Below are 26,901 nucleotides of genomic sequence, written 5' to 3'. Positions count from 1 at the left end.
ATCAGGCCGTTATGCTTCAAGAATTAAAAGAACGGTTTGCGTCCTTCGATTCGTCTTTGTGTACATGGTTTTAGTCCATGGACTACACCCTTTTTAACAAAGGGATTCCAGTGAAGACCTGCATTCTGACCCGTGATCTCGACATGATCACCCAATTGGTCTTGGATCAAAGCGACTAAATGCTGATGCCTCTTGCGATATAAGCTCCGAGCTTTCCGTATATGCCGATACAAATGCCCTCGCTCTAAAAAGGATTGCATCGCCCACTGCTCTACGCGCGAAGGAGCAAACAATACTTCATGCCTCCAACTCGTTAAGTGAAAGCCCCTCTTCACTTAGCGGGATTGGGATAATGTCGTACCCAATAATTAGATTCCGATGCTGTATGCTATCCCCGACCCGATAACGATTTGCTCTGGCTCGGCATTAACGCCTCTTGCATGCAGCAAATATTCGGACAAGGCAGCGCGCAGATCATATTCACCCTGAGGATCACCATATTTTCCTACCAAGCTATGATCAGCTTCAAGAGCTTCCTTCAGCATTGTTGATAGCAGTGGCAATGTCGGAGCTCCGGTAGACCTCCCCTTGCCAATTGGAACGTTAGCCTGTGCGGTTATAGGCGCATGAGGATTAATCACGTACAGTCCAGAACGCGGCTTGCGTATCAAATAACCTTCAGCGTTAACATTTGATAGGCTGTTTCTATCGGCGTTTTGCTGATATTGAGCTGTAACCGCAAAGTACGAACAGACGGTAGCTTTGTCCCATCGGGAATGCTCCCAAATCTGATTTGATTTCTAATTTTAAAGTAAAGCTGTTGATATATGGGTAGTTCATTTTGCTCCGGTAGAAGGATGTCGAACATGCTGCTCTCACCAGCTGTCTTTCTGCCTTCCATGTCGATGTACACGTCGTGGGATGCTTTTTGTCCCACTTTTGTTCCGATTGAATCGCCCTGTACATAATCCCAACGGATGTCAGCGGCCTTAGTTATGCCCATTCTCCCCCGATTCGAAGAAGAACACGATCCGATAATCCTGTGTAGTTAACGAAATCATTTGCATTCATTGGACCGATTGGATCAAGCGGATCATCGCTGGGAGGACGGATTCATCATATGCGACTCGTTACAATAAAACAGCAGCAAGCTGGAAGATTATTTTCAAATCCCAAACTGCCGCTGGTTATGAATAAATAGATCACTTAAGCGCTCTTCCGACCTGTAAGCAATAGCAATAAAAAAGAGATCAAAATGATCGCGCATGTCCACGCCCAAGCCATTGCGGTATTTCCAGAATCGACGGCTACGTAGATAGCTGTGGGAATCGTCTGTGTCCTGCCTGGTATATTCCCCGCAATCATCAGCGTAGCGCCAAACTCGCCAAGACCTCGCGCAAAACCAAGCATGTAGGCGGAGATGAGCGAGCGGAAAGCTAACGGAAGCGTAATATACCTAAATACGCCCCACTCATTTGCCCCCATCGATCGGCCTGCATCCTCTAAATTCCGATCAACGGAAGCGAAGCCTACCTTCATCGTTTGATAGACAAGCGGAAAGGATACCACGATGGAGGCCACTACTGCCGCCCACCAAGTGAAAACAATAGGCGCTGCAAACAACCATTCAATCCATTTTCCAATAAAGCTTCTCCGCCCTAGTAGCACTAACAGCAAAAAACCGACTACTGTAGGCGGAAGCACCAGCGGCAGCATAAATAACGTTTCAAGTATAACTTTCCCTTTGAATCTGCGGCGGGACATCCACCACGAGACTGCCACACCGAGCAGAATAACCACTATGCTTGATAGCAAGGCGATCTGTAAGGAAAGCCGGATTGGCAGCCAAAAATCATCCCAGTTCATGAATGCCACTATTAATTAGGAACGGAAAAGCCATATTTGATAAATACGTCAAGCGCTTCCTGCGTTTGCAAATACGTATAAAAATCTTTGGCTTCTTTGGTGTGTTTCGAAGCCTTTACGATTCCAATCGGGTATTGAATCGTTTTGTAGGTTGAAGCATCAACGGCAAAAGCGAGCTTAACTTTATCGGATGTTAGAGCGTCTGTTTTGTATACAAAGCCTGCATCGGCATTTCCGGTTTCAACATATTGCAAAACCTGTCTTACATCCTTCGCTTGCACCGATTTGGCCTGCAGCGTGTCCCACAGCTTTGCTTTGGTCAGCGCTTCCTTGGCATAGTTGCCGGCGGGCACGCTTTCCGGAATGCCGATCGCAACTGTTTTTACTTCTGCTTTCGTTAGATCGTTTACATTTTCAATCGCCGTCTTGCCGTCAGCTGGAATAACAACGACAAGCTCATTCTTCAGTAAATTCACTTGTTCGTTTGTATCAATGAGCTGTTTGTCTACAAGTGCTGTCATGTTCTTAACGGCTGCCGACAGGAACAAATCAGCAGGCGCTCCTTGCTCAATTTGCTGCTGCAATGCGCCGGATGCGCCAAAGTTAAAGCTTAGCTGTATGTTCGGATTGTTAGCCTGATAAGCCGTTTGGATTTCCGTTAACGCGTCAGTCAAGCTCGCCGCTGCAGAGATCGTCAGCTCTACCGTTTCTAACGGCTCCGTGCTAGGCTCAGTTGTGCCCTGTGCCGGGGCGTCTGTACTCGCGTTTGTATTTGTACTTGGTTTCGTATTTTCTGCGGCTCCGCAGCCTGCGAACACCAAAGCCATTGCAACTACGATGAACAAAAACATATAACCTTTAATCATTTTAAACATGATCGATCCTCCTGAGTTATGTTTAGATATAAATAGATATATCTGAATTAAATTATATATACAGTTCAATTCTTTTGTAAATCTATTTAACAGAACGTACACATCCTATTATGATACAATAAAAAAATAACATAACGGCTTGTACTTATATGAAGGAGGAGCATCATGTCCAGCGATGTCTCATATACGACCGAAGAAATTGCCAAGCTGCTGAAAATATCCAAACTGACCGTCTATGATCTCATAAAAAAAGGCGAGCTGCCCTCTTACCGCGTAGGCAAACAAATGCGAGTAGACCCAGCAGATCTGGAAGCTTACAAGCAGCGGAACAAGGGCATTCAATTAAACGAACGCCCAACACTAACCGATTCTCCGGCGCTCACCCATGGACAAGCATCGTTCTCCGGGCTTCGCCCCCTCGTCATTACAGGTCAAGATCTCAGCCTTGATATACTGGCAAAATATATGGAGAAAAAGACGGACGGGATTAGGCCGCTGCGCGCATATGTCGGCAGCCTTGACAGCTTGATCTCCATGTACCGAGGAGAATCCGACATCGTCAGCACGCATTTGCTTGACGGTGACACGGGTGAATACAATCTCCCTTATATCAAAAAGCTGCTTATAGGCTCTTCCTACATTGTCGTCAATTTGCTAGCCAGAAATGCAGGCTTTTACGTTAAGCAAGGCAATCCTTTGAAGCTGCATGGTTGGTCTGATTTGGGCACCGAAGGCTTGCGGATCTCCAATCGGGAGAAAGGCTCCGGCGCTCGTGTCCTGCTGGACGAACAGCTCCGCTTGCATGGCTTGAAGCCGGATCAGCTTGAGGGCTACGAACAGGAGCAAAGCAACCATCTTGGCGTTGCATCCAAAGTGGCAGCAGGCGAAGCAGATGTTGGCATTGGCATTGAGAAAGCAGCTTCGATCGTAGGAAATATTGATTTTATTCCATTGATTAAGGAACGTTATGACCTGGTTATGCTGAAGACCGCGAGCAATCAAGCTTGGATTCAATCGTTGCTCCAAATTCTTAGATCCGATGATTTCAAGAAGGAGCTTCAAGCCATTTCAGGCTATGATTTAACGCGAACCGGTGAAATATTGCTGGAAACCTAGAACTATCCAGAAATAAGGAGACACAAACGAGCCTTAGAATCGCTTCTAGGGCTCGTATGTGCTGCATCTTTCGAACATTTAACAGGAAATGCTCCATCTAATTTTCCGCAAGGAAGGCTCGTAGACCATCTAGCAGGAAAATCTCCCGTTAATCGGAGCTCATTCAGCGAAATAGAGCCAAATTCAAAAAATTAACAGGAGTTTTTCCAGTTAACCCCGATTTCCCTCCCTATTTTCGTAAATTAACGGTAGTTTTTCCTGTTAATTATCTTTGTAATGAGAGGTATCACCGTGCAGCTCAATAATCGTTTGATCACCCTTGATTATGACTTTGCAAAGCGCTGTGGAATCAACAATCGGCGGTGTCCAAACTTCCGATAGCGGCTTTCCGCTAAAATGAGTCATGATGAGCTTCAATGTGGCAGCGTGTGTAACAATTAATATGTTTTTCCCTTCATTGCTTTCAATAATCTCCCTAAGCTTAGGAAGCACCCGGTTTTGCAAATCATAAAAGGATTCGCCGCCGTTATTTGGCTTAAATAAATGTGGTGTTTGCCAAAAAGCTGAATAATCTTCAGGGAATGCCGCCTCCACGTTGTCTTTCACTTCGCCCTCCCAGCAGCCCATATTAATTTCTCTCAAATCTTGCTCTGGAAGTATAGCTATATCTCTCTTATTTCTTAAAATTTCTGCTGTCTGCAGCGTTCTCTCACTCGAACTGCTATAAATGATATCCAATTGAATGCTGCTCATGGATTCCGCTAACCATGCGGCATGCAGCAACCCAAGCGGAGTCAATGGCGAGTTCTTATGCCCCTGTAATCGATGTGCTACATTCCACTCCGTTTGGCCATGTCTTGTTAAGTAAAGGGTCGTTTTTTTCAAGTGATAACCTCTCCTAACCTCTATTTATAAATCTATCGAATTTTTAAATATTCTGTTTCAAACGTATATTACCTGCACGAAATATTATTTGAAAGCGTTTTTTTGAAAAACGGTTTTTTTCGAAACCTTTCCTTCGCATTTGCGTCTAGTAGTTGTTGCCAAATTTGGGAAAGTAGGTGTTTATGATTCGATTTAAGTTTCGAAGATCAACAATAGCCGGAATGACCGTAGCACTTGCCGCAACTTTGCTGAATTCGATTCCGGTATCAGCAGAGGACCAAACGACCCGGAAAAACCTGACCCCTCTTGCTGCCAACCAAGCGCTTCAAGATACATCAGCAAATGTAATCTTTCTGAATCTGCCGATCTCGTTTCCCCTGCCGCCGCGTTTTATCAAGGGAACGATTATGGTACCAGGCAAAGCGCTGCTTGAAGGGTTAGGTTATAAAACGAAATGGCAGGCTGATGAACGAAAGCTCGTAGCAGAACAAGAGAATAAACCGACGCTCGTCTTCTGGGCTGGCCTTGCTCAAGCAGAGATTAACGGCAAGAAGATAACAGGACCGCCTGCTGCCTCTTTCATTGACCAACAAGTATTATGGATTCCGCTTCGCTTAGCGGCAGAAGCCAGCGGACTTCGCGTCACATGGGATGCAGCGAATCGATACGCAATCGTTACCGATCCTCTGGCTCTGCCAAGATTCAGCGTAATGACCAAGATAGATAATGGTTTAGCGGAATCCCCTTTGAAAATGCTGGAGTATATGAAGCAAACCTTTAAACTGGACGTTGATTTTGTTCAAGTAGGGCCGGAGTATTACCGCCAGAAGACGATGGTCATGATTGCAGCCGGAGATCCTACTGCGCTGATGCTGCTTGAGGATCCTTACGTTTTTCAAGATGAGCTGATGTCAAGCTTCTCCATAGATTTAACTAAAGATTTGGAAGACTACCCAAGGCTGAAGGAGCTGGCGCTTACCGCTCCGGGAAGCAGGGTAATCGACGGAAAAATTTACGGCGTGCCCCGGCCGGGCGATCCCCATAACGCTTCCTTCCCTGCAATCCGCAAGGATTGGCTGGATAAGCTGGGGCTAATACAACCGCAAACGATGGAAGAATTATATGAGGTGCTAAAGCGGTTCACCTCACAGGATCCTGATGGCAATGGTAAGCATGATACAATCGGTCTGACTGGTTACACGAACGAATTTGGACTTGGAACTTTATCGTGGGTAGAGCATGCTTTTACAGGCAACCCTGCTCGCTTTACTATAAAGGATGGCAAGGTCATTGATTATGCTGTAAGTACGGAAGAGACGCAAGCGCTTCAATGGTTAGCTCGTGCTTTCAAGGATGGTCTGCTGGACAAGGAGTTTGCGGCAGTGTCAATGCAACAAGTAAGCGACAGGCTGCGCAGCAATAAAGCAGGACTTGCAGCGTTAAACATAAACGAAGCTGCTGCTCTAACAGGTGATGATTCCGTTTGGCTGCCGCTGACGACGGTTAAAGCTTCTTCAACAAGCGTGCCAATCGCACCTTGGAATACCCAAGGCAATGGAACTTATATCGTTTCCAAAAACTCGAAGCTGGGTGCGAAGCAAATATTGGCTTGGCTCGATCACGGGATTGAAAAGACGGAATCCGGCGGTTGGGATACGCTTAAAGACTGGCAGCTGCCTGATCAACAAGCAGTAAACAGTTTATTTGGTCAAAGCGATATGCTAAAGCGCAATAGCAGCTTGGATTCGCTCCCTGCAGCAATTCGGAGTGAGTACGAAGCTGCCATTAAGTCGTGGAAGAAGATTTCTTATTCAAACACTTCCCTGCCTGAAGCCAGCAGCCTATTGCAAACGGGACAGTATGTCGAGTTTAATCGCGAGCTGGAGCAGCTTAAGCTTAAAGTAATTATGGGCGAGTCCACTATTGAGGATTGGACGAACTTCATAAGTAAATATACGGCATCAGCGGATTATAAAGCGATGCTCGTGGAAATGAATCAACGGGTTTCAACGCGAGTGAAATAGAAGCGTCAAAAGAAGAAAAAGGATGATAAGTACACGGTTCGAGCGGGACTGACCCCATAACGAGAGACGAATCAAAACATCTTCAAGTGAATGCAACCCTGTCGTAAGATATGGAGATAACCTTGGAGGTGTTTTTGCGTTGGCAACAAGAGTGAGCAACATCGTTCCATTCCACACTAAAGCCTGAAACGTTCTACCTCGAAGGTCTCACGTGTACAACGACTTCAATCGTTGAACAGACCGTTCGAGACTGCATGAATTACTATAACTTAACTCGCATTCAAACGAAACGAAATAACCAGTCGCCGGTTGATTTCCGACGACTGGCGGCTTAACTTGTTCATTTAATTGATTTATAAAACTCTGCAAATACGTCAGCGAAAGCCTCTGCTGTTTGGAGATTCTCTTCCAGCGTATTGTTCACTCCCCCGAATTCCAGAAGCAGGCTTCCGTTAGAAACAGACTGGTTGTATTCGGCATTTCCTTGATGGGCGCTTTTCATCAGAACTCCCCTTGATATGCCCGGATACTTCTTGTTTAATAAAGCGTCTAACGATTCCGCGAACTTTTTGTTTTCTTTGTGGGCGGGGTTCGCGTCTCCTATGACAAACATAATGCGCGCATAAGTTTTACCGTTAATGACAACCGTTGTTTTATTGCGCGGAACATCTGCATCTCGATGAATATCGAAGAAATAAGTCAGGGAAGCATTAGACTTCATCGCCTTGTCTACTGCTTTACGCGATTCACTGTAGGCTTTCGTGTAGCTTAGTTTCTGTTCGTTCAGCCTCTCAGCAATATCGGTTTCTTCAACAATGGAAGATATTCCTTTTTTCTGCAGGTTCTCTGCGAGCTTCTTGCCTACAAGTGTAATGTTCACTTTCGGATCATCGACGGAGGTCCCTTTTGTACTGCCAGATACATTCTTCCAAGACTCCCTATTATGCGTATGATAGATGTACACTTTGCTGCCGCTTTGTTTGGAAACCCCTGTGTTCACGACCCAATTGGCAACGTAAGCGGTTCCTCCGCTTGGCAACGTTACTTGATACCAATCTCCATCTATTCCGACTACAAGAAACGATTCACCTGCCCGCGCCTTGGAAACAATTTCATAATCCGTCCCCGGCCCTTTGCGCAAATTAGTCGTGTCCACGATGTTTACTATGGCTGCCTTATCTTGATCAGTGCTCGGCTGATTCACATTTTCCGGCTTTTGTCCATTATTGGCAGATTGGCTGCTGTTGCTCTCTATGGTTTCCACTACCCAATTCGCAACATAAGCCGTGCCGCCGCTAGAAAGAGATACTTTGTACCATTCTCCCTTCGAGCCAACAATCGGATAGGTTGCGCCAGCCTTCGCCTTGGCTACAACCTCATATTCAAGGCCCGGCCCTTTACGCAGATTGGTAATATCCACGATTTTAGCGATTGTTTCCTTATTTTGAGCTGAATGATTCTGTGCATACGTTTGAGCTCCCGTTTTTCCTGTCGACAGGTTCTGAATTGACGCGTATGCAGAAACGGAACCCCCGGATAATAAAGAAAGAATGATAGTTCCGCCCAATATTTGATTTCGTAATTTCAAAGCTAGCTTTCCTCCATTTCAAAGACTTGTTCTACGAATTTCGACAGCAACAGAGGAAAATCCTTCTAATCTACATTGTTCAGCACAAAAATGAGAGTAAATCCCTAGTCGCGTAAGTAAAATGACATGGCAGTATAGCTTAAGACAGTCCAATCTATCAAACTGTACCCGCCACTCCGATAGCCGTCAGGGTTAGCTTCAGACCGTGGTGCGTGGTGAGCGTAGTCCCATTATTCGTCGCGTAGACGGCGAACTCGATGACGAATGCGGAGATGATCGTGGTTCTCCACCACGGTTCAACTCTTCCAATTCGTCGAGCACGAACGCGGCATCGTTAACCCATAAAGACATCCTTTGTCGTACTCCGCATTGGTGTTTGGCTCGTCTTCGGTCCAATACTCCACCGTTCTTCCATCCGGAAATACCGTCGCGCCTGCATTATAGGTATAATCGGTGCCGACCAAGATGTAGCCCTGACTTGCGAGCTCTTCAGCTTGGAACATATTCTGGTTACGATTGCCGTCTTCACCTCCGGCGAATTTCACAAATAATGGCCTTGTTTCTTGCCGCTGCCTTCTACCGCGGGATAACAAATTTGAACCATCAACTCACGTTTCGCTTGCGGCTCCTTTGCAAAATTTTCTGCGCGTTTCTCGTCTGTCCAATGATACGCTACCGTTCCTACCTGATAAGTTCCCGTTGGCTTCGATAACGAGAACATCGGCATGGCGAATGTTGTCGTTTCTCATTCTTAATTCTTATTTATTTCTTGCATAACGCCCGGCATGAAAAAATCACCCTTACAGGTGACTCTGCTTGTTACCCTGTCATTAAGCCAGCGGTTGATTGTTTGATCATTCCAACTAAATAAAAATAAGCAGGCCACAGTAGGCCTGCTCATCCTCTAGTTATTCAATTGATATCTCTTTACTTGCTAGCCAAAAACTCATCCAACTGACGCTGGATCTCAGCGACGTATTCATCGATCCCAGCCGCTTTAAGCTTCTTAATAGCCTTCGGATATCCCGTTTCAAAATCCACAAAACCTGAGCGTATAGCAGCTAGGTCCTTGCCTGCGACTTCTTTCAGGGCAGTTTCTATCAATTTTACTTTCTCATTATTAAATCGGAAGCCCAATGAAGCGGATAAGATCGCCTTATCATCCCAGCTTTTATAATTATCGATAGACTCTTGTGCTACATCCGGCCCAAACATTTGATAATTCTGGTTTCTAAACATCCATTCATAGAAAAACTCATTAGAGGTCAGCTTTTTGATTCTTCCATCTACGATCTCGTAATCCTTGCCTTCGACACCATAGAGTGCTAATTGATAATTTTCTTTGGATTTATAAATCCAGTTGACAAATTTTATAGCACCTTCTGGATTGGGGGCAGTTACAGGTACGCCTAGAACTTCTCCGCCTGTTGCTGTAATATAACGAGGTTTTTCGTCTGCCAAAAGATAAGTTTTAACTCTAGCATCCGGTGCATTGGCTTTTATCGCATCAATAATTTCCATTTCCTTGCCTAGGGAGCCTTCAACCCATAAGTATAAGCCTGTCTGCATGCGGGAGTCTCTTTCATTGTATTTAATGGTCAGATCCTCCGAATACAGCCCTGCATCATACATGCCGCGGTTAAACTTCGCCACTTTCTGGAAAGCGTCCGATTCATAGTAACTGTACGCTTTTTTGCTGTCTTCCCCAAATACAACCAAATCTTCTACTGCAATGAAGTTATATTGCTCTTCGGTAAAATACCTGGTTAGAGGCTTGAAGACAATATCGGCAGGCCCCTTCATTTCCGGAAACTTTGTTGCCGCCCTTGTTGCAAACTCTTTTAAATCATCAGCTGTTTTCACTTCGCTCATACCAACTGCCTCTAGTATATCCTGACGCACGGCTACCAGTTGGTACATGGCAGAGGATGGAGCATACGCAGAGGGAATGCCATGAATTTTTCCATCGATTACTGCCCCTTGAAACTGTTCCATCGGCAAAACTTTAAGCATATCCTGGCCATATTCCTTAATTAAATCATCTAACGGCATGCTTTGCTTCTTATTAACAATAGTAGAAAGGTCAGGAAGGCCATCCCAATACAGATCAATAGGTTCATTTGCAGCCAGCATGATATCTTTTTGCTCCCAATACTGCGACCATGGTACAAATATTACTTTTACCTTTAAGCCAAGATCGGCTGCCATTTTCTCTGAAAATTCATTTTGAAGAAATTCAGTCATGCGATCACTTTCGTCCCCAGGGTATAAAATGGTAAGTGTTTCGAGCTTCCCCTCAACCTCTTTTTTGTCGCTACAGGCTGCCAGTATAGAAATGGACACTAGCATTAAAACCAAAAAGATAAGCATTTTCCTTGTTTTCATGGATAACCCTCCCAATAAAATGGTTAATATATGTAAAGCCTTGATAGGCTGCAAACCATATATCGCTTATTCCTTGACTGCGCCTGCCATAATACCATGAACGAAATACTTTTGAATGAACGGGAATAGGAAAATAATAGGTCCGATTGTGATAACGGTTATAGCCATCTTCACTGTTTCTGCGGGGAGCGTTATGTTGCCTGAAGCACCTGATGGAATACGGCCGGAGCTGATCGCATTTACGTTAGATAAGATATTGTAGAGATAATATTGCAACGGAAATAAATCTTTATCGTTAATGAAGATAAGTGCATTCCACCAATCGTTCCAATAACTAAGCGCATACATTAAACCTACCGTTAGCAGCGCGGTTTTGCTTAAAGGAAGGGCTATTTTGATATAGATCGTAAAATAATTTGCTCCATCCATCTCCGCTGCTTCATACAAAGACGGCGAAATGCTTGCAAAATACGTACGCATCAAAAACATATTCCAAACGCTAAAAACGGAAGGTATGATTAATGCCAAAATACTGTTTTTCAATCCGTAATAATTGACGCTAACCATGTACCATGGAATCAAGCCTGCTGAAAAAATAATCGTAAAATTACTAATAAATGCGATTGCGTTACGGTACCTCAGCTTTTTGACGGATATCGAGAATGCAATCATGCTCGTAATAAGCAATGCGCTTACCGTGCCAACTACGGTTACAAAGATGGTTACGCCATACGATTTCAGTATCTTCATTCCACTGTTAACAAATATATATTTATACGTATCCAAGCTTGGAGTCAGAGGGATGATTGAATAGCCATTTCTAACAATCTCCTGTTCGGATGAGAAGGAAACGCTAAGGGTTAATACAAGAGGGTATAGACAAACGAGCGCAAATAGGCCAATAAAACAGTACGACAAGCTTTTTACAAGTCTATCTCCAAGCCATCTATTAGTTTCCATTGTTAAAATAGACCCTCTCCATCATTTATTTTCTTAGCCGATTTATTTGCTGCAGTAATTAGAATTAATCCCATAAGCGACTGAAATAATCCGATTGCGGTCGAATAAGAAAAGCCCAAAGTACGCATAGACTGGTAGACATAAGTATCGATTACCGTCACCTCGTCAATTAATACCGGGTTATTGCCGACAATCCCATAAATCATTCCAAAGTCTCCGTAAAAGATCCGTCCAACACTCAGTAAAGTCAAGACAATGATAGTAGGCTTTAACATAGGAATCGTTAAGAAAACAATACGCTGCAGCTTATTTGCGCCATCTACCTTAGCTGCTTCATACAGGCTTCCATCAAAGTTAGCCATTGCAGCCATGTAAAGGATAGAGCTATATCCGCTCCACTTCCATACGCTTGAAAGAATAATGATCCATTTCCAATACTTTGGTTCTGAATACCACCTGATCGGATCTGCCCCGAAAAACGCCAAAATATGATTGGCAACACCTACATCCGTCGAGAAGATCCCGTAGAGTATGGCGCCAACTACAACCCATGATATGAAATACGGAAAAAACATCATGCTTTGAGCTACTCGTTTGAATGCCTTATGCCTTATCTCGTTTAAGAAAACAGCGATGCTGACAGGAACAATAATGCCTAATATAAGGCCAAAAAAGTTAATGTATAAGGTGTTATAAGTAACCTTCCAGCCCATGCTGTTTTTAGAAAAAAAGTAGGTGAAATTGTCCAGACCAACAAATTTGCTGCCAAATATTCCATCAACTACATTAAAATCGGTAAACGCCATCCATATCCCTGCAAAAGGGATATAGCAGAACATAATTAGCACAATAAGAGCAGGCACACACATGAGATACAATATTCTGTTTTTCTTTATCTCATATAGAAATCCTTTCACTATTAAACTCATTACATCACTACCTTTGCATCGTTATCTAGCGATTAACCTCTAATGTTCCTTGCAGCTCTTTCTTCAAGTGGTCGATATCAATCACAGCGCCAGTAACTCTTGCTTTCTCAGCTGCATATGCCATAATGTGACTTTCCACGGACCTATCGATGGAAGACCTGCTGTTGCTGTTTTGGTTTTCTAAATTATCCAAGAAGTCAATCATCAGTCCTGTATCGCCGCCGTTATGTCCGCCGCTCATGGACGCCGGCAGGATGACGGTTTGCTCGTATCGTTCAGCCATATTAGAAGTAAATCTAGTCACTTCTATCCTATTTAAGCTGTCATCTCCTCTAATTTCTCCATGCTCACACATAATTTTTATCGTTCGATACATCTTATTTGTAAATCCGCTCAAATTAAACGTTACGGTAACGCCATTTTTAAACTCAATCACGGTCGCTTGATGATCGCAAACATTATTATCCGATCGATAAACACAGCGTCCGTATGGACTTGTTTCAAGAGCCTTCAACAATCCTTCCTCTGTCTGATCCACTGAGATCGTAGTAGCCGGCCATTGTCCCCTTATGGGGAGATAGGCTTTTCTTGCATCGAATCGGCAATCGGCAGCTACGGCGCAGTCTAAGCATCGATCAGCGCTATTTGCTGGTGCATTCTCTTCTTTAAAATAAGTCAGGTCGCCGTAAGAGGAAATCCGCTTCGCATCACTATCTACTAACCATGATAAAATATCCATGTCATGACAGGACTTCTGCATAATGATAGGACTCGCTAGGTCGCTTCTTCTCCAATTGCCCCTGACGAATGAATGCGCCATATGATAATTTCCGACGTTCTCATTATGTTGAATGGTTATTACCTTACCAAGCTCATTGCTATCTATGATTTTTTTTATTTCCGCAAAAAAATTCGTATATCGGAGCACATGGCAAACGATAACTTTGCGCCCTTTTTCATTCGCTTTTTGTTGAATTCTTAAACATTCCTCAGGACTCGGCGAAATAGGCTTTTCCAATAGAATGTCATAACCAAGCTCAAGCGCCTCCATCGTCTGCGTATAATGATCTCTGTCCATAGAAGAAATAATAAGGGCATCGCAAATTTTTCCTAAGCCATAAAATTCATCTACCGATTTAAATTGTTTCTCCTGCGGAATGCCGAACTCTTCTGCAGCAGCCTTTCTTCTGATGTCATTTGGGTCAACTACCGCAACAATTTCCGCACGTTTGCTCGCGTACTCTGAGTAAATCATGCCTCTTTGCCCTGCTCCGATTAATGCCAGCTTCAAATCAACTACCTCCAGCGTATGTTTTATGGTCCGTGACGCTCTCTATTTCTATTCCGGTACCTTAGGGTCTTCCAGCGGATAATAACCTTCCGGATAATAGCTATCCCATATATTCAAAAGCGGATCCTCACTTGTAACTTTGACTTCTACAGTACCTGCCTCATAGTACCCATCCTGTTCGTTGCTTTGTATATCTAGTTTGATATAGGATCGGTCTTTGAAAAATAAGGCTATGCTTAGCTTGTAATTTCCCGGCTCCATATTCGGCAATTGTATAATTTCGTTATGGACAAGATCTCCTGTCAACCAAAATTGCGTCGCGGCACGCATTGGGAGTTCATAAGATACATCCCCTTGCTCCAATTTCACCCAGAGACTGAATTCACGGTAAACCCTAGCGCTCCCCGTGTTCACAAACCAGAAACGAAGCGGTAGGCTGCCCTCACTGGAAACGGTCTCTGGATAAGTCAGCCTTCGCAAGGCAAGAGAATATCCGAGCTCTGCATTTAGATTGGAGAGGCTTGCATGCCACCGGTATGACTCGCGCCTAATATGAGGTCCGCATACGTTATCGGTTATATGAAGGACAACCGGGTAACTCTTCCAAACATGCTGCAGCTTTTGTTTGGCAAAGGCTTCGCAGCATGCAATCCAATTATGTTCACTGCACTTTACCAGCAAGCCAAACCCACGGCTATGCTCCCTTAAATAATGAATCAGTCTTTCATTGTGGAGATCGGCAAGAAGATTCAGCTCTTCAAACGAATCTATATAGGCACTCCATTCTTCGTTGCTTTCAGCCAGTGTCGAGATCACAACGCCCGCAAGACGACTGACTGTGTCTATGTAGCTTCCGACTTTTCTTATTAAGGCTGCAAAACAATCATTGGCATGTTCCTTTACCCACAAAGGTAAATCAGGTTTGAGCACCAGGATAGGATTTGTTGCTGTGCTTATGGCTTCTTTCACCTTTTCGAGTCTATATTCTCCTCTAGTTGGCTCCAGTTCTACCCATGAAAATGAAACATATGTAAACGGTCCATTTTTCAAAAGATTTTCATTCCTTGGTAATGGATTAGGCCGGATTTTTATGGATTTATACTTCTCGTAGCTTTCAAGCGAATATTTCCCCATCCAATCACCTCCCTTATAAATGGCTGTCTACTGTTTGAATAAATTTTTCGTTATCGGCAGCTGATATATAGGGCATGCTGCCAATCTTTTCGATTTCTTCCTTCAAAACAATCATGCTTAATGTATTAAACCGGGCTCCGGTCCTCATATACGCTGCTGCTGCTTTTTGCAACGAAGTTGTGAATTGGATCGGGCTATGGACAGGATCTGCCTCACGGTCTCCAAAGAGCTCATAACGCAGCATGCCGTCCCCTTCAAGTGTTGGATAATTATAAAACTGGTTTTGGACAAGCACGATATTGCTTTTTTCATTGTCTAATAGGAGTGATAATCTAGTATCATAAAGCCAGCTTGCACTCCAAAAACCTTTTATACATAACTCCGGAAAATATTTGGCGTACAATTCGGTAGCCATTTGCATCGAATTTTTCAGCCTGTCGGGTGTATAACCGGGTCCAGATGGAATATGAAGCGCTAAAAGGGTGTCCCCTTTCTGAAGAACCGGTTCCCATTCCTTCTTTGCAATTGAAGTTGGTTCTCTTTCAACGAAACCCATTGGATTAATCCGATTAGCTATGATGCAATCAGCATTTTCGTCCCATTGCGAAGTGAAATGCCCTCGTTGATCAAAAACATCATTGATGCCATTCCGTTGACCATCGCTGCGGAACTCTTCTCCCGCATGCCGTAGTGCAATAACTTTCTGTGTATTTACATGGCGAAACATCGTGAAGCGATCTTCAAATCGGTATGGGATAAAGAGAAATCGATCTAATCGAAATATGGAACAAGTATAAAAATTCATATCCCACGGGAAGTCATGGACTTTGGAATCACCATGTGCCACTAATTTTTCGAATTGAGCCTTCAGGGGCTGATGAGGTATTTTTTCGTAATACTCGATCGGTATTCCGCGCTTTTCCAGCATTTCCATAGAAGGGACTACGCAGGCAAGCAGCAAAAGAAAAGAATATAATTCACCATATTGCTTCATGCATCCCGGAGTCATATTCGTATAGAAGTCTTCATCACAGCGATTACGCGCGGAGCAAAGATCTCCCACTAAAAATGATGTGAAAAGAAACAGCACTCTATCATTTTCTATTGCTTCGATTCCATGAATCAGCAATTGCCGTGTATACTCAGGGATTTGATATTGCTCAAAAATATCAAATAAAAAATTGCGTGGAATTAGGAGTGTATGGTTATCCGGTTGATAGCGATTATATTTGTCTTCCAAACCTTCAGGTAAATAATCAAAATTGCAGTAAGCAATAGATTCTTTAAAATCCAATCTGATCTCCAATTTCTACTCATCCCCTCTTGATTAATAGTTTACCCATTTGGTAATAGCCGTCCGTGTTTCCTTCGATCGCAAGCTTTATATTTCCGATCTCTTTCACGCCGGTTTCGATGCCAATTTCTAAAACGTACTCTCCTTCTGGAACATCGCTAGGTATTGAGAAGCTTTCCTCCCAAGCAATATCCTCATCCGGCAACCATTCTCTTATATCTTCTCTGCTATACAGCGTATATGCCTGATCATGGCTTCTAAGCTTCAGAACAAGCGGATAGTGATTATAGATAGGAGCGACACCTACATTAGCCCACAAAGCAGCAATGTCCAGATTCCCGCCCGCCCTTACTTCAGAGTCATAAGAGAACTTTCTTAATTCAAAGCGGTAACCCATCTTTTTTAACCACTGCTTTACATTTTCCTTCCAAGGCTCCGGTACGATCGTTCCTTTGCTATTGAAGGAGGAAATATGCCATTTGAGCGTTTCCTGAATGATGTAATCAATATCCCAGCCCTGAAGATACCAGTCATTCATATGCCAGCATGCTTCAAACAAAACCGGAGCTTTCTCCCAAGCATTTTCCATCTTGAAGTTCTGTATATTCTGAGGGTAGAAATCGGTCATATGCGACCATTCTTCTCCATGAAAACCGCCCATATCACCTAAACAATCTACACGGAAGCCAACTTTTTCCTTTCGATCCGTAATTATTCCCATAGACATCGGGTCATGCAAAAGCGCTTGGAGAGGCGTTATTTTAAATCCATCCAAATAGGCATCTGTAATACACGAAATGGCATCCGGCTTTAAAAACTCAGTTCCTCCGCCTTCCCCCCATGCTCCTACAATCGTTAGATCTATAGAGCTTATTACAGGGTGCCCATCGTACTTTATTGCAAAAGCTTTAATAAAATCAGCCCAATAGTCAACATATCGTGTTGTCTGAGGATCTACTCTCCAGAAAGGAAATTCGGGCTCCTCCGGGTTTTCCGCTCGGAACCAATCCGGTATATCATCTTCTTCGTTTAATGCGTACGGCGAGCAGCGTACCACCGCCGTACAGCCAATGGATTTCGCATAGTCCAATTTTTCCTCCAGCACTTCCCATCTGTACACGTCTTTCTCGATTTCCACATCCTTCCAACGCACGCTGCAGAAATAAACTTTGCTATCCGGATGATTGTAAGTGCTGCTGTCTTCCGTAAATTTATATTTCTCTTTCTTCTCCCCTCTATTGTCATATACATCACCGATGTCGCCCATTAACCCTGGAGCTGCAATAAAGCCAATGCCGGGATTGCTTATTAAGCTATCGATTACTGCCGGGTACACCGTTACTGCTTTGTTCATGTCTCATCATCTCCCAAACACGTTTTCTTTAAAGTTAACAGCATTTGCAATCTTGTTACGTTATGTGTTACGTTATATGTATGGTTTGTTTAGTAATCTTATTGTGCAATTATAACATTTTCAACCAAACCTGCAAGTGAAATTTACGTCGATTTAATATTAAATTTATGCTGACATAACCTATCATCCGTATGTTACTATATAGTTTAATAGGTCATACATAGTAACAAGCCTTCATGAACGTAATTTTTACGCAACATTACATAAAAAAAGCTAATGACGGTTCCCAACGTAACGTTGCGATCATTAGCAATAAAGGAGATAATGCATTTTTATGAGTACGATTAGGGATGTTGCTAAATTAGCAAGTGTATCCACGGCCACCGTGTCTAGAGTTTTAAACAATGATACGAAATATAAAATCACAGATGAAACCCGTGAAAGAGTCTGGCAGGCTGTAACCCAACTTAACTATAAAATCAATGTAAGCCCGAAGCGTCAAGCAGCAGCGAAGGATACGCCAACAAACAAGGCGCACATCAAGATAGGCTGCGTATTAAGCGTTACAAAAAATAAGTATAACGATCCTTATTTCATGTCTATATTGTCCGGTGTAGAAAAGCGATTGCTTCACGCAGGGTATAATATTGCCTTTATTCGTACTGGACCTGAACTAGACGATAAGAAAATCTTGTTTAATACGTTTAGTGAATCCATTACCGGTCTTATCCTAATGGAATCCTTAAACAGCGAAACTTACGAGTATGTCCGCAAGCAGGTTCCGCATATCGTTGGCATCGATACAGAGCGCTGGGATATCGATAATGTAGGTTATGATCATTACAATGTCGCTTCTCTGGCAGTAAGCCATCTCATTGAAAAAGGCCATACGAATATTGGATATATAGGCGGAAGCGGATTAAAGAGCAACTTAAAGGAAAGCAGGCGCTATCAAGGCTACTACTCCACCATGCATGCTGCCGGATTGTCCGTAAATCCCGATTGGGTGATTGATTGCATGTGGGATGAAGTTGTCTGTATAGATAAAATCAATCATTTATGCCAAACCAAACATTTGCCTACAGCTTTTTTTGCTGCCAGTGATTTGATGGCTATGGCAGCCCTTAACAGCTTATATAACAATGGCATCTCTGTGCCTGACGAAGTGGCCGTTATAGGCTTATCCAATATTGAAGTATCTAAATACTCCAATCCGCCTCTATCTACCATTGATGTGCCCACCGAGGAAATTGGCATGGTCGCAGTCGACCTATTATTGGATCGATTAAATGGAAATATGCTGCTGCCGAAGAAGGTTATTTTACCTACACACTTGGTCGTACGCAGTTCAACTTGAATAAAACCAACGTATTCATGCGCCATGCAAAACGAAAGGTTAGACTAATAGAGCAAAAGCAGCCCCTCCTCTGATGAGGAAGGGCTGCTTTATTTTATGAGAGTTTTCCCATGTACAGTTTTTGTTAAGAAAGATATTGTAATATAAACATCATTAGAGGATATTTCCAATTCTAACGCTGTGTTTATACCAAAACCATGCAAAATGTTGATTTTGAGTGCAACACAGAAAATGCTAGCGTATGCGAGTAACATAGGTAGCATTTTGATTCCGGCTGAAATGGCTGTTTAGTCCCATTCCACAGGTTTCGACAAGTCGATAGAATAGAAATAAGTTGAATTAAGGGAGAAGATTACGCATTGGATAACAAAACGACAAGAAGCAACAAACGTTCAAAGGGCAGCTTGACATCATTTAAGAAAGTAACATTTTCAATTTATCTGGCCGTCGTCATCATTCTCGTATCCATTTGCGGAGTACTGTACAGCAAATATACGAATCTGGTCGATACCAATCAACAAACAGCGGCTGCTGAGAATCCTGAATCCAATAATAAGTCTGGGAATAACGATCCCTCTAACTCTGATTCGTCAAACGTAGGGCAAGTCGGAAACGAGCCCATTGCGGATGAGCCAGTTCCTGCCGGCACCGTTGACGCGGAAGAAACGCAACAGCCTACTGAAGATATTGGAGAAAACACGAAGCTTCCCGAGCCTACGGCAACCGAAACACCGGTGAAAGAAAAGGACGAAGCGGTAACAACCGTGCCTAAGCAGACGGACAAGCCAAGTCAAGACCAGAAGGAAAGCAGCAACAACAAGCCTAAAGACGAAAGCCAGACCATAAAGCTGCCAACAACTTATGTAGTCCAAAAAGGCGATACCTTGAGCACGATATCCGAAAAATTTTATCAAACCAAAGAGCATTACGCGCTGCTTGCCGAACATAATCAAATTTTCTTTATTAATGATATGAAGGTCGGCGACACGCTTACCATTCCTGCGCTTTCCTCAGGGACCGGTTCATCAGGCGGCAAGCCGCAGGGCACCAAAGATTATTCCAAGATTAATCTGCCGGCAACCTATCTAATTCAAGCTGGTGACACGCTATCCGGTATTTCTAGAATGTTCTATAAATCAGCAGAATATGTGAACTACATTGCGAGTGAAAATAAACTGGACAAAAACGAAGGGCTAAAGGCAGGCACCAACCTTGTCATTCCTTCTCTCAAGAATTACAAGCCAGATGAAACGATCGGCTCTGGTGACAACGCTGATGAATTTGAAGCAACGGAGCATATCGTGCAGAAGGGCGAGACGCTCTACAGCATCTCCAAAACCTATTACGGCACGACCAAACATGCCATGTTTATTGCAGACTACAATCATATCGTCGATATTGACCAAGTAAAAGCAGGTACTGTACTGAAGATTCCTAAGTCATAATCAATCGTCCATCGGGATAAACAAAGTGATGCCTTTGCAGTCGAATTTTACCTTAAGAAGTTTATGAAATCAAAAAATCCGGCTGCAATCGCTAACCTAAACCAATTCTCGAAGACTCTTCGGAAGACTTTTGACAACCAAATCATAAGAGTGATCAATCATTGCAAAAATATCCGAATCGGGCAAGGAACCATCGATCGTAACCGTATTCCAGTGCTTTTTGTTCATATGGTATCCTGGACGGACGGCCTCATGCTGCTCTCTCAAATTCTCCGCAATGATCGGGTCACATTTTAGGTTTATGTAAACAAAGCCCTCTTTCTCCTCAAAAATAAGCGCGAACATTTTTCCTGCAATTTTGATCACCAATGGCGTGAAGCCGAAGGGATAATCCTTAGTCGCCCCTTTTTTCTTTAAACAGTATTCGATGATTTTATTATCCAAATCAGTACCTCCCCTTTTCCCCTAATACGAAATTTCCGTCCATAAAATAAAAAACCACGCTGCGCGCGGATCTGTAAGGCTTTAAAAAATAGAACCTTCAATCTATAGATAGATCAAAGATTCTATGTTTTAAAAGTTAACTATAAGCTAGCTCTTTTTTGACTAGACCAAGCGTCTCTGCTGTTGAAGCATGAACTTCTTGCAGAAGCTCTGGATTTTCCATAAGCGACACGCCATAAGAAGGAATCATTTCTTTAATTTTTGGTTCCCACTCTTTCATATGTTGCGGGAAGCATTTTTTAAACACCTCAAGCATAACGTGGACAGCAGTAGAGGCGCCTGGAGAAGCACCTAGCAATGCTGCAATCGATCCATCAGCGGCACTAATAACCTCCGTACCAAATTGAAGTGTGCCTTTGCCTCCATCTGCTGTATCTTTGATAACTTGCACACGTTGGCCTGCTACTACTAAATCCCAATCCTCGCTTTTGGCGCTCGGGATAAATTCCCGCAGCTCTTCCATGCGCTTTTCTTTCGATAACATAACTTGCTCGATCAGGTATTTTGTCAAAGACATGTTTTTTGCACCTGCCGACAACATCGTTACCAGATTATCCGGTTTTACTGATGTTACCAAATCAAACATAGAACCGGTTTTCAAAAACTTTGGCGAGAAGCCGGCAAACGGTCCAAATAGCAACGATTTTTTATTGTCGATAAATCTTGTGTCAAGATGCGGAACAGACATTGGAGGTGCTCCAACCTTAGCTTTGCCGTATACTTTGGCATGATGCTGCTCTGTAACATCCGGATTATTACACACCATAAATATCCCGCTCACCGGGAATCCGCCAATATGTTTTCCTTCGGGAATGCCGGATTTTTGCAATAGATGCAAGCTTCCGCCTCCGCCTCCGATAAAGACGAACTTTGCAGTGTGGCGCTCGACGTTGCCGTTGCCGTTTCTTACCTTCAATTCCCACGAGCCGTCGCTCGTACGTTTCAGATTATCAACGCTATGCTTGTATTTGATTTCGACGTTTTTACTTTTTAAGTGGTCAAACAGAATGCGTGTCAAAGCGCCAAAGTTGACATCCGTTCCAGAGTCGATTTTTGTTGCCGCTATTGGTTCATTCGATGGACGGTTTTTTATAATAAGTGGAATCCATTCCATCAGTTTTGCAGTGTCTTCGGAAAAATCCATCCCTTGAAACAGAGGATTATTATTCATCGCTTCAAAACGTTTCTTCAAAAATTTCACATCTTGTTCCCCTTGTACCATACTCATATGAGGCAATGGCATGATAAAGTCCTGCGGATTTCGTATCAGCTTGTTGTTTACAAGATAAGACCAAAACTGCATCGAAAGCTGGAACTGTTCATTAATTTGGATAGCTTTGCTAATATCTACCGATCCGTCTGGTTTTTCGACCGTGTAGTTCAGCTCGCACAATGCCGCATGCCCTGTGCCTGCATTATTCCATTCGTTAGAGCTTTCCTCACCAGCATTTTCAAGCTTCTCGAACACTTTAATTTCCCATTCCGGTACTAATTCTTTCAAAAGTGTCCCTAAGGTCGCACTCATGATTCCGGCACCAATTAAGATGACGTCTGTCTTCGTTTCTCTGCTGCTCATTATTACCATCCTTACACCCTAAAATTTGCAGAAAGGATCTAGGCGCACCTGCTTTGACGACACACCAAGACTAGGCGCGACTTAGTCACACACCTTTTCTGTTTCGTGTTACATTTATTTATAAATTAAAATACCTACTATTATCTGATTATTATAAGCTATTTGAAAGCAATAATAAAGTGAGAAGTCCGCCCACATGTCAATAGGAGCTTGCAAGAACCATGGGCTTAACCCAGCTTCTTCCATATGAAATGATTTGAGCTGCCGCAACCGTGGCATGGTTCTCCGCGCTGACCGTGACGTCAAGCCTTTGCAAAAATGTCTCAATGGATAGAAAAAATGGCCGCCAGATAGATGGCCGCCATTTTATTTAGATCTTAAGCTCTGAACTCAGGACTATTCAGTCATCCCGGCTAGCACGATTCCCAATCGGTCGAAATTTTGTTCGTTCGCTTCTGCGCAATATGTTTTGATTTTCTCGAACTCCTTTATGTTCTTAAATCGCTGACGAAATGTCAGTCTGGTGCGTCCTTCCAAATCTTCAAAGGTAGCCGTGACTCGAAATTCCGGATTGGACAAATGGTCGAGCACGATCCGTTCCCTCGGTACGATTTCGGCAAAGACGTTGTGATTGGGAAAGTCGACGCCATTCGGTCCATGCATAACGAATCGCCAATTGCCGCCCGGTCTTAGGTCGAACTCGTGAAACGTATTCGTGAATCCTGCCGGTCCCCACCATTGAGCCAAAAGTTCAGGAGCGGTCCATGCTTTAAATACGAGCTCCTGTGAAGCGTCGAGCTCGCGCGTGGATATAATTTCGTTATCGTCCACCATTTCCATCATCGTCATCCCCCTCTGCTAATGCCTTGCCCAGCGCCTTCAGCATCTCATTGGTGCCGTGCTCGCGCACTTCCGGCGTATCGAGGCCGTCGAAGAACGCTCCTTGCTCGGTCAAAACCAACATCGTGCCAGCCTCCACCGGGATCAGCTCAACCGTCGTGATCGAGACGGAGACACGCTTGCCTCCCGTATCGAGGGTGTAGGTATAAACAATGCGTTGTTCCGGTACGATCTCCTGATAGATGACATTGAAGTCGAAGATCGGACCTTCGGGCGGTCCACCGCTGCTATACTCGCGGCCACCGACTTGAAAATCGAAGATCTCCGCCTTCGAGAACCACTTGGCTTTGGTCTCCTGGTTCGCCCATGCGTTATAAACCCGCTCAGGCGATGCTGCGTAAGTCCGCTCGACAACGAAGGTCGCGTGCTTTACGAATCGTTCATTCATGAATTTTCCTCCTTAGATTTGTGCGCTTCGCTCCCGCTGGCAAGAAAGTCGTCCAGCAGATCAAGGCGGTGTTCCCAGCTCTTGCGCCGCTCAATAACGGGCTTCTCGAACTCCATCTTCATCGCCTGCAGGAGATTCGTAAAATCATCAACAGTTAACGAAGATTTCCCCAACATAAGCTTGGACACATGATCAAGCTGCTCCAGAAGCCTCTGCTGCAACTTGATCTGCTCCTTGACCCGGGTCTTTTGCAAGGAGACGATCTCAAGCGGGCTGATCTGATCTCCGTCCAAGGCGAGCTTGATCTCCTCAAGCGACAAGCCCAATTCCTTAAGCGTTAAAATTTGGTGAAGACGCGAAAGATCGGATTTATTGTATAGTCTGTGGCCGGATTCCGTCTGGCCGGATGGCGAGAACAAACCGATCTGATCGTAAAAGCGCATGGTTCGAACAGTGAGCCCCGTCATTTTCGCGAGGTCTCCGACTTTCCAAAGATTTTTCATGCTCAATCCCTTCGTTTTCGCTAGCTTATTACCGGTAACTTTATTATAAAACATTACGTTACGTAAGGTTCAAGCCAAAAAATAAAGAAAGCAAGCAAGCGGTAACAGAAGACTGAATGCGACGACGTTACTTATGATGCGGTTCACCGTATCTATTGATAGGGTAAATACGAACGATGAAAATGACTCTAACTCACTAACTTAGGCTGGCCTGCTTACCGTGTCTAAGAATGAGCATACGTGATATACTCTGTATTAGATGGAACTCTGCATGATTTACACTGTTCATTTGATTGAAGAGTCAGTCCGATGAAGACTGGCTCTTCGTTTATTTCCCTACGAATGCGAGGAAACAATAAATATGAAAATCAGCGTATATGCTGTTGGAGATAAAATAGAAAAGTTTTACCTTGAAGCCATAAAAGAGTATGAGAAGCGTTTAAGCCGATACTGTGTTATAAAGTTCTTTCACTTGAAGAATATAAACGAAGTTCAAAGGAAACTGAATCCCAAGTCTTTTGTAATGGCTGTAAACACCTCACGTAATACCATTTCCTCTGAAGAGCTGGCAGATAAACTGGATCACAAAGCATCGGCTGGTGTTTCTGACATCTCCATTATTGTCGGAGCGACTCCACCTACATACAATGACATTATTTCACTTAGTCAAATGGAGATGGACTTTGGACTTCAGAATACTATTCTGATCGAGCAAGTTTATCGGGCTTATCGAATAATACATAATCATCCATACCATAAATAATAAAAGGGTGAGCAGGTTATGCAAAGACACATTACATTTATCAGCAGAAATGAAAAATTTATTGAAGAGTTCAGTAACTTCAATGATTTTGATACCTTCTTTTTAGCGTTAGTAGCACCGTTTTTAGTAAGTGATGAACATGGAACACTTATCTGCGAGCAACCCTTTATTATGAGTAAGGAAAACAAAGAGAAAATCAAAAATATTATCATTCCCTATACTCAATTAAATAGGTCTTTTAATAAAATCATGCACTTCTTTATTAAGATCAATGATGGCGAATGTTTTTATTTTTTTCCTGATAAATTGACCCAGGAGCTTTGTATAGACTGTCAGAAATCACTTGAATATTATAATCAAAGGTTTGACCATGAATGGGTTCAAAAAATGATGCAAAGTTATCTCGACAACAATTCGAAGCTATCTCAAATACATGAACAGCTATCAAAAGATTTTTCCGTTTCTTTTTTTAGCTATAACAAAAAGGAGTATTTAGGTGAAAGAAACAAGAATAAGCGTGTTTGTAGATTCTGTAATAGAGACATGAACAAGGGAGCCTCATTCAAAAATGAAGCTCACACCATTCCGGCCTTTTTAGGAAACACAACGCTATTTCAAAATGAAGAATGTGATGAATGCAACTCATACTTTGGAAGTACCATCGAAAATGACTTGGAAAAATACACTAAGCTACTCAGAATTTTTGCTGGTACAAAGGGTAGAAATGGTGTTCCAGAGCTTCGTAATGGGGATACAATTTTCTTCTATTCCGAAGTGGAGGATGGAATCGGAATTCCGGTCATTGTATCTGATAAAAATATGGCTGCAACTGAATTGGCTATTCAGATCAGTAATGAGGAAATGTTTACCCCAGAAAATGTTTATAAAATGTTCTGTAAGATTTTCTTCTCTGTAGTCAATTCCGAACTATTAAATAAATTCGATGATACCTTGAAATGGGTACGTAACAATATCCCTTTGATTGAAAATTTACCTGTCGTCGCCTTTTCTTTTTTTCAAGAAAGGAAACATGAGCAACCCTATGCCGCAACATTTATAAAAAAAGAGGCTGATGACAAGACCCCTAATGCATTTATAGAGATAGGTTTCGGGCAATTCGTGTATATTACACAAATTCCATCAAGAGAAAATGAAAGTGAATTACTTTATACAGCCGAACAATTTAATAAATTTTTGAGAAGCCTTCCACACTATAAAAATGCCTATTTTAACTACTATGATTTTTCAGGTAAAACGCCTGAACATTTTCATTTGAATTTTTTCCAACATGTCGACTAACAGATCATAATAATTCACTACACTCGCTCCAGTTCGAATAGAGTTTTCACCGTATCTACTGATATGCTTCACACCTTAAAGCAAAGGGGCCCGGATCATCTCCTAGGCCCCTCCGTTTATAACTTGACTACAGCTTCAGCTCGCTGAATTTGTTTTGTCAAACTAGCTATCTCTGCTTCTCTATCCCACATCACACTTGAGCGTCCTGCTATTATCATTTCTGATTTCAGCAGTACCTCTTCCTTGTTATACATATACCTGAATTGTAGCGGTTCACCTGTTTCGTCATCTTTGCAGTACATATCAACGATGATCATTTGATCTCGCTTGTATAGTGAAATCTCATCATAATTTGCTTCACTAATATTGTTGGCCAACACAAAAGGAGGAATCCCTTTATTGGCAAGAACTTGTGCTAACTTCACTTTTAATTCCTGCACACTAAGCAAATGTTACCCTCCTTTC

Annotated in this window: 27 protein-coding genes and 1 pseudogene; 7 read left to right on the top strand and 21 right to left on the bottom strand. The window is 43.1% G+C overall.

Annotated elements, in window-relative coordinates:
- Positions 1–368 precede the first annotated feature (368 nt).
- The 4 genes from A7975_RS34665 to modA all read right to left on the bottom strand — a co-directional run bounded on the left by A7975_RS34665 (position 369) and on the right by modA (position 2,741).
- Complete coding sequence (locus tag A7975_RS34665) at positions 369–563, bottom strand: aminotransferase class I/II-fold pyridoxal phosphate-dependent enzyme (RefSeq protein WP_065384267.1); 195 nt, start codon at positions 561–563, stop codon at positions 369–371.
- Between the two features lie 104 nt (positions 564–667).
- The gene (locus A7975_RS34660; protein ID WP_065384266.1) at positions 668–1,003 is read right to left on the bottom strand and encodes a GntR family transcriptional regulator; all 336 of its coding nucleotides are present in this window, start codon (positions 1,001–1,003) and stop codon (positions 668–670) included.
- Between the two features lie 203 nt (positions 1,004–1,206).
- Positions 1,207–1,866, bottom strand: a complete 660-nt coding sequence (gene modB, locus A7975_RS04410; RefSeq protein ID WP_065384265.1) for a molybdate ABC transporter permease subunit — start codon at positions 1,864–1,866, stop codon at positions 1,207–1,209.
- Between the two features lie 11 nt (positions 1,867–1,877).
- On the bottom strand, positions 1,878–2,741 hold the full coding sequence (gene modA, locus A7975_RS04405; RefSeq protein ID WP_065384264.1) for a molybdate ABC transporter substrate-binding protein: 864 nt from the start codon (positions 2,739–2,741) through the stop codon (positions 1,878–1,880).
- A 165-nt stretch (positions 2,742–2,906) separates the two neighbouring features.
- Between modA and A7975_RS04400 the strand changes: the two genes are divergently transcribed.
- The gene (locus A7975_RS04400; RefSeq protein ID WP_065384263.1) at positions 2,907–3,857 is read left to right on the top strand and encodes a helix-turn-helix transcriptional regulator; all 951 of its coding nucleotides are present in this window, start codon (positions 2,907–2,909) and stop codon (positions 3,855–3,857) included.
- Positions 3,858–4,118: 261 nt separating this feature from the next.
- On the opposite strand, the gene A7975_RS04395 is transcribed toward A7975_RS04400, so the two are convergent.
- Positions 4,119–4,742 carry a histidine phosphatase family protein gene (locus tag A7975_RS04395; protein WP_053375955.1) on the bottom strand — a complete coding sequence of 208 codons (624 nt, stop codon included), beginning with the start codon at positions 4,740–4,742 and terminating at the stop codon, positions 4,119–4,121.
- A 182-nt stretch (positions 4,743–4,924) separates the two neighbouring features.
- Between A7975_RS04395 and A7975_RS04390 the strand changes: the two genes are divergently transcribed.
- Together A7975_RS04390 and A7975_RS32800 are read left to right on the top strand one after the other, a co-directional pair.
- Positions 4,925–6,766: a stalk domain-containing protein gene (locus A7975_RS04390; protein ID WP_082197963.1), complete on the top strand. Its 1,842-nt coding sequence runs from the start codon at positions 4,925–4,927 to the stop codon at positions 6,764–6,766.
- Between the two features lie 161 nt (positions 6,767–6,927).
- Positions 6,928–7,101, top strand: a pseudogene (locus A7975_RS32800) (IS3 family transposase); the annotation flags it as partial.
- A gap of 5 nt (positions 7,102–7,106) precedes the next feature.
- Here the strand turns inward: A7975_RS32800 and spoIIP are convergent.
- The 10 genes from spoIIP to A7975_RS04340 all read right to left on the bottom strand — a co-directional run bounded on the left by spoIIP (position 7,107) and on the right by A7975_RS04340 (position 17,701).
- Positions 7,107–8,354 (bottom strand): stage II sporulation protein P, encoded by a 1,248-nt coding sequence (gene spoIIP / locus A7975_RS04385; RefSeq protein ID WP_053375953.1) that lies wholly within the window; start codon positions 8,352–8,354, stop codon positions 7,107–7,109.
- Positions 8,355–8,650: 296 nt separating this feature from the next.
- Positions 8,651–8,899: a hypothetical protein gene (locus A7975_RS04380; protein WP_065384261.1), complete on the bottom strand. Its 249-nt coding sequence runs from the start codon at positions 8,897–8,899 to the stop codon at positions 8,651–8,653.
- A complete protein-coding gene (locus A7975_RS04375; protein WP_065384260.1) occupies positions 8,896–9,081 on the bottom strand; it encodes a hypothetical protein in 186 nt (61 codons plus the stop codon). Before A7975_RS04375 ends, A7975_RS04380 begins: the two co-directional genes overlap by 4 nt.
- 200 nt (positions 9,082–9,281) lie before the next feature.
- Complete coding sequence (locus tag A7975_RS04370; RefSeq protein WP_065384259.1) at positions 9,282–10,739, bottom strand: ABC transporter substrate-binding protein; 1,458 nt, start codon at positions 10,737–10,739, stop codon at positions 9,282–9,284.
- Between the two features lie 66 nt (positions 10,740–10,805).
- Positions 10,806–11,489, bottom strand: coding sequence for a carbohydrate ABC transporter permease (locus tag A7975_RS04365; RefSeq protein ID WP_369688900.1), 684 nt, complete (start codon positions 11,487–11,489; stop codon positions 10,806–10,808).
- Between the two features lie 212 nt (positions 11,490–11,701).
- Positions 11,702–12,505, bottom strand: coding sequence for an ABC transporter permease (locus A7975_RS04360; protein ID WP_255314163.1), 804 nt, complete (start codon positions 12,503–12,505; stop codon positions 11,702–11,704).
- Between the two features lie 148 nt (positions 12,506–12,653).
- On the bottom strand, positions 12,654–13,919 hold the full coding sequence (locus A7975_RS04355) for a Gfo/Idh/MocA family protein (RefSeq protein WP_065384256.1): 1,266 nt from the start codon (positions 13,917–13,919) through the stop codon (positions 12,654–12,656).
- Positions 13,920–13,967: 48 nt separating this feature from the next.
- On the bottom strand, positions 13,968–15,053 hold the full coding sequence (locus A7975_RS04350; protein WP_065384255.1) for a DUF4832 domain-containing protein: 1,086 nt from the start codon (positions 15,051–15,053) through the stop codon (positions 13,968–13,970).
- Positions 15,054–15,066: 13 nt separating this feature from the next.
- Entirely contained in the window at positions 15,067–16,359 is a 1,293-nt protein-coding gene (locus A7975_RS04345) for an acyltransferase domain-containing protein (RefSeq protein ID WP_065384254.1), read from the bottom strand.
- A gap of 7 nt (positions 16,360–16,366) precedes the next feature.
- The gene (locus A7975_RS04340; protein WP_065384253.1) at positions 16,367–17,701 is read right to left on the bottom strand and encodes a DUF4832 domain-containing protein; all 1,335 of its coding nucleotides are present in this window, start codon (positions 17,699–17,701) and stop codon (positions 16,367–16,369) included.
- A 334-nt stretch (positions 17,702–18,035) separates the two neighbouring features.
- On the opposite strand from A7975_RS04340, the gene A7975_RS04335 reads away from it, so the two are divergent.
- Together A7975_RS04335 and A7975_RS04330 are read left to right on the top strand one after the other, a co-directional pair.
- Entirely contained in the window at positions 18,036–19,058 is a 1,023-nt protein-coding gene (locus tag A7975_RS04335) for a LacI family DNA-binding transcriptional regulator (RefSeq protein ID WP_065384252.1), read from the top strand.
- A 359-nt stretch (positions 19,059–19,417) separates the two neighbouring features.
- The gene (locus tag A7975_RS04330) at positions 19,418–20,503 is read left to right on the top strand and encodes a LysM peptidoglycan-binding domain-containing protein (protein ID WP_065384251.1); all 1,086 of its coding nucleotides are present in this window, start codon (positions 19,418–19,420) and stop codon (positions 20,501–20,503) included.
- Between the two features lie 96 nt (positions 20,504–20,599).
- Here A7975_RS04330 and A7975_RS04325 read toward each other — a convergent pair whose 3' ends face one another.
- From A7975_RS04325 to A7975_RS04305, 5 genes are all read right to left on the bottom strand, one after another.
- Entirely contained in the window at positions 20,600–20,947 is a 348-nt protein-coding gene (locus A7975_RS04325) for an MmcQ/YjbR family DNA-binding protein (protein ID WP_065384250.1), read from the bottom strand.
- A 136-nt stretch (positions 20,948–21,083) separates the two neighbouring features.
- On the bottom strand, positions 21,084–22,583 hold the full coding sequence (locus A7975_RS04320) for a malate:quinone oxidoreductase (protein WP_065384249.1): 1,500 nt from the start codon (positions 22,581–22,583) through the stop codon (positions 21,084–21,086).
- Between the two features lie 396 nt (positions 22,584–22,979).
- On the bottom strand, positions 22,980–23,426 hold the full coding sequence (locus tag A7975_RS04315; protein ID WP_141680197.1) for an SRPBCC family protein: 447 nt from the start codon (positions 23,424–23,426) through the stop codon (positions 22,980–22,982).
- Positions 23,404–23,871, bottom strand: a complete 468-nt coding sequence (locus A7975_RS04310) for an SRPBCC family protein (protein ID WP_065384247.1) — start codon at positions 23,869–23,871, stop codon at positions 23,404–23,406. Before A7975_RS04310 ends, A7975_RS04315 begins: the two co-directional genes overlap by 23 nt.
- A complete protein-coding gene (locus tag A7975_RS04305; protein ID WP_053375937.1) occupies positions 23,868–24,374 on the bottom strand; it encodes a MerR family transcriptional regulator in 507 nt (168 codons plus the stop codon). Before A7975_RS04305 ends, A7975_RS04310 begins: the two co-directional genes overlap by 4 nt.
- A gap of 361 nt (positions 24,375–24,735) precedes the next feature.
- On the opposite strand from A7975_RS04305, the gene A7975_RS04300 reads away from it, so the two are divergent.
- Positions 24,736–25,137, top strand: a complete 402-nt coding sequence (locus A7975_RS04300) for a 23S rRNA (pseudouridine(1915)-N(3))-methyltransferase RlmH (protein WP_065384246.1) — start codon at positions 24,736–24,738, stop codon at positions 25,135–25,137.
- An 18-nt stretch (positions 25,138–25,155) separates the two neighbouring features.
- Positions 25,156–26,436, top strand: a complete 1,281-nt coding sequence (locus A7975_RS04295; protein ID WP_065384245.1) for an HNH endonuclease — start codon at positions 25,156–25,158, stop codon at positions 26,434–26,436.
- Positions 26,437–26,552: 116 nt separating this feature from the next.
- Here A7975_RS04295 and A7975_RS04290 read toward each other — a convergent pair whose 3' ends face one another.
- Positions 26,553–26,885, bottom strand: coding sequence for a hypothetical protein (locus A7975_RS04290; RefSeq protein ID WP_065384244.1), 333 nt, complete (start codon positions 26,883–26,885; stop codon positions 26,553–26,555).
- Positions 26,886–26,901 lie beyond the last annotated feature (16 nt).

It is taken from the genome of Bacillus sp. FJAT-26390 (assembly GCF_001682865.1).
In the GTDB taxonomy this organism is placed as follows: domain Bacteria; phylum Bacillota; class Bacilli; order Paenibacillales; family Paenibacillaceae; genus Pristimantibacillus.
This window is presented reverse-complemented; position numbering and strand designations above follow the sequence as displayed.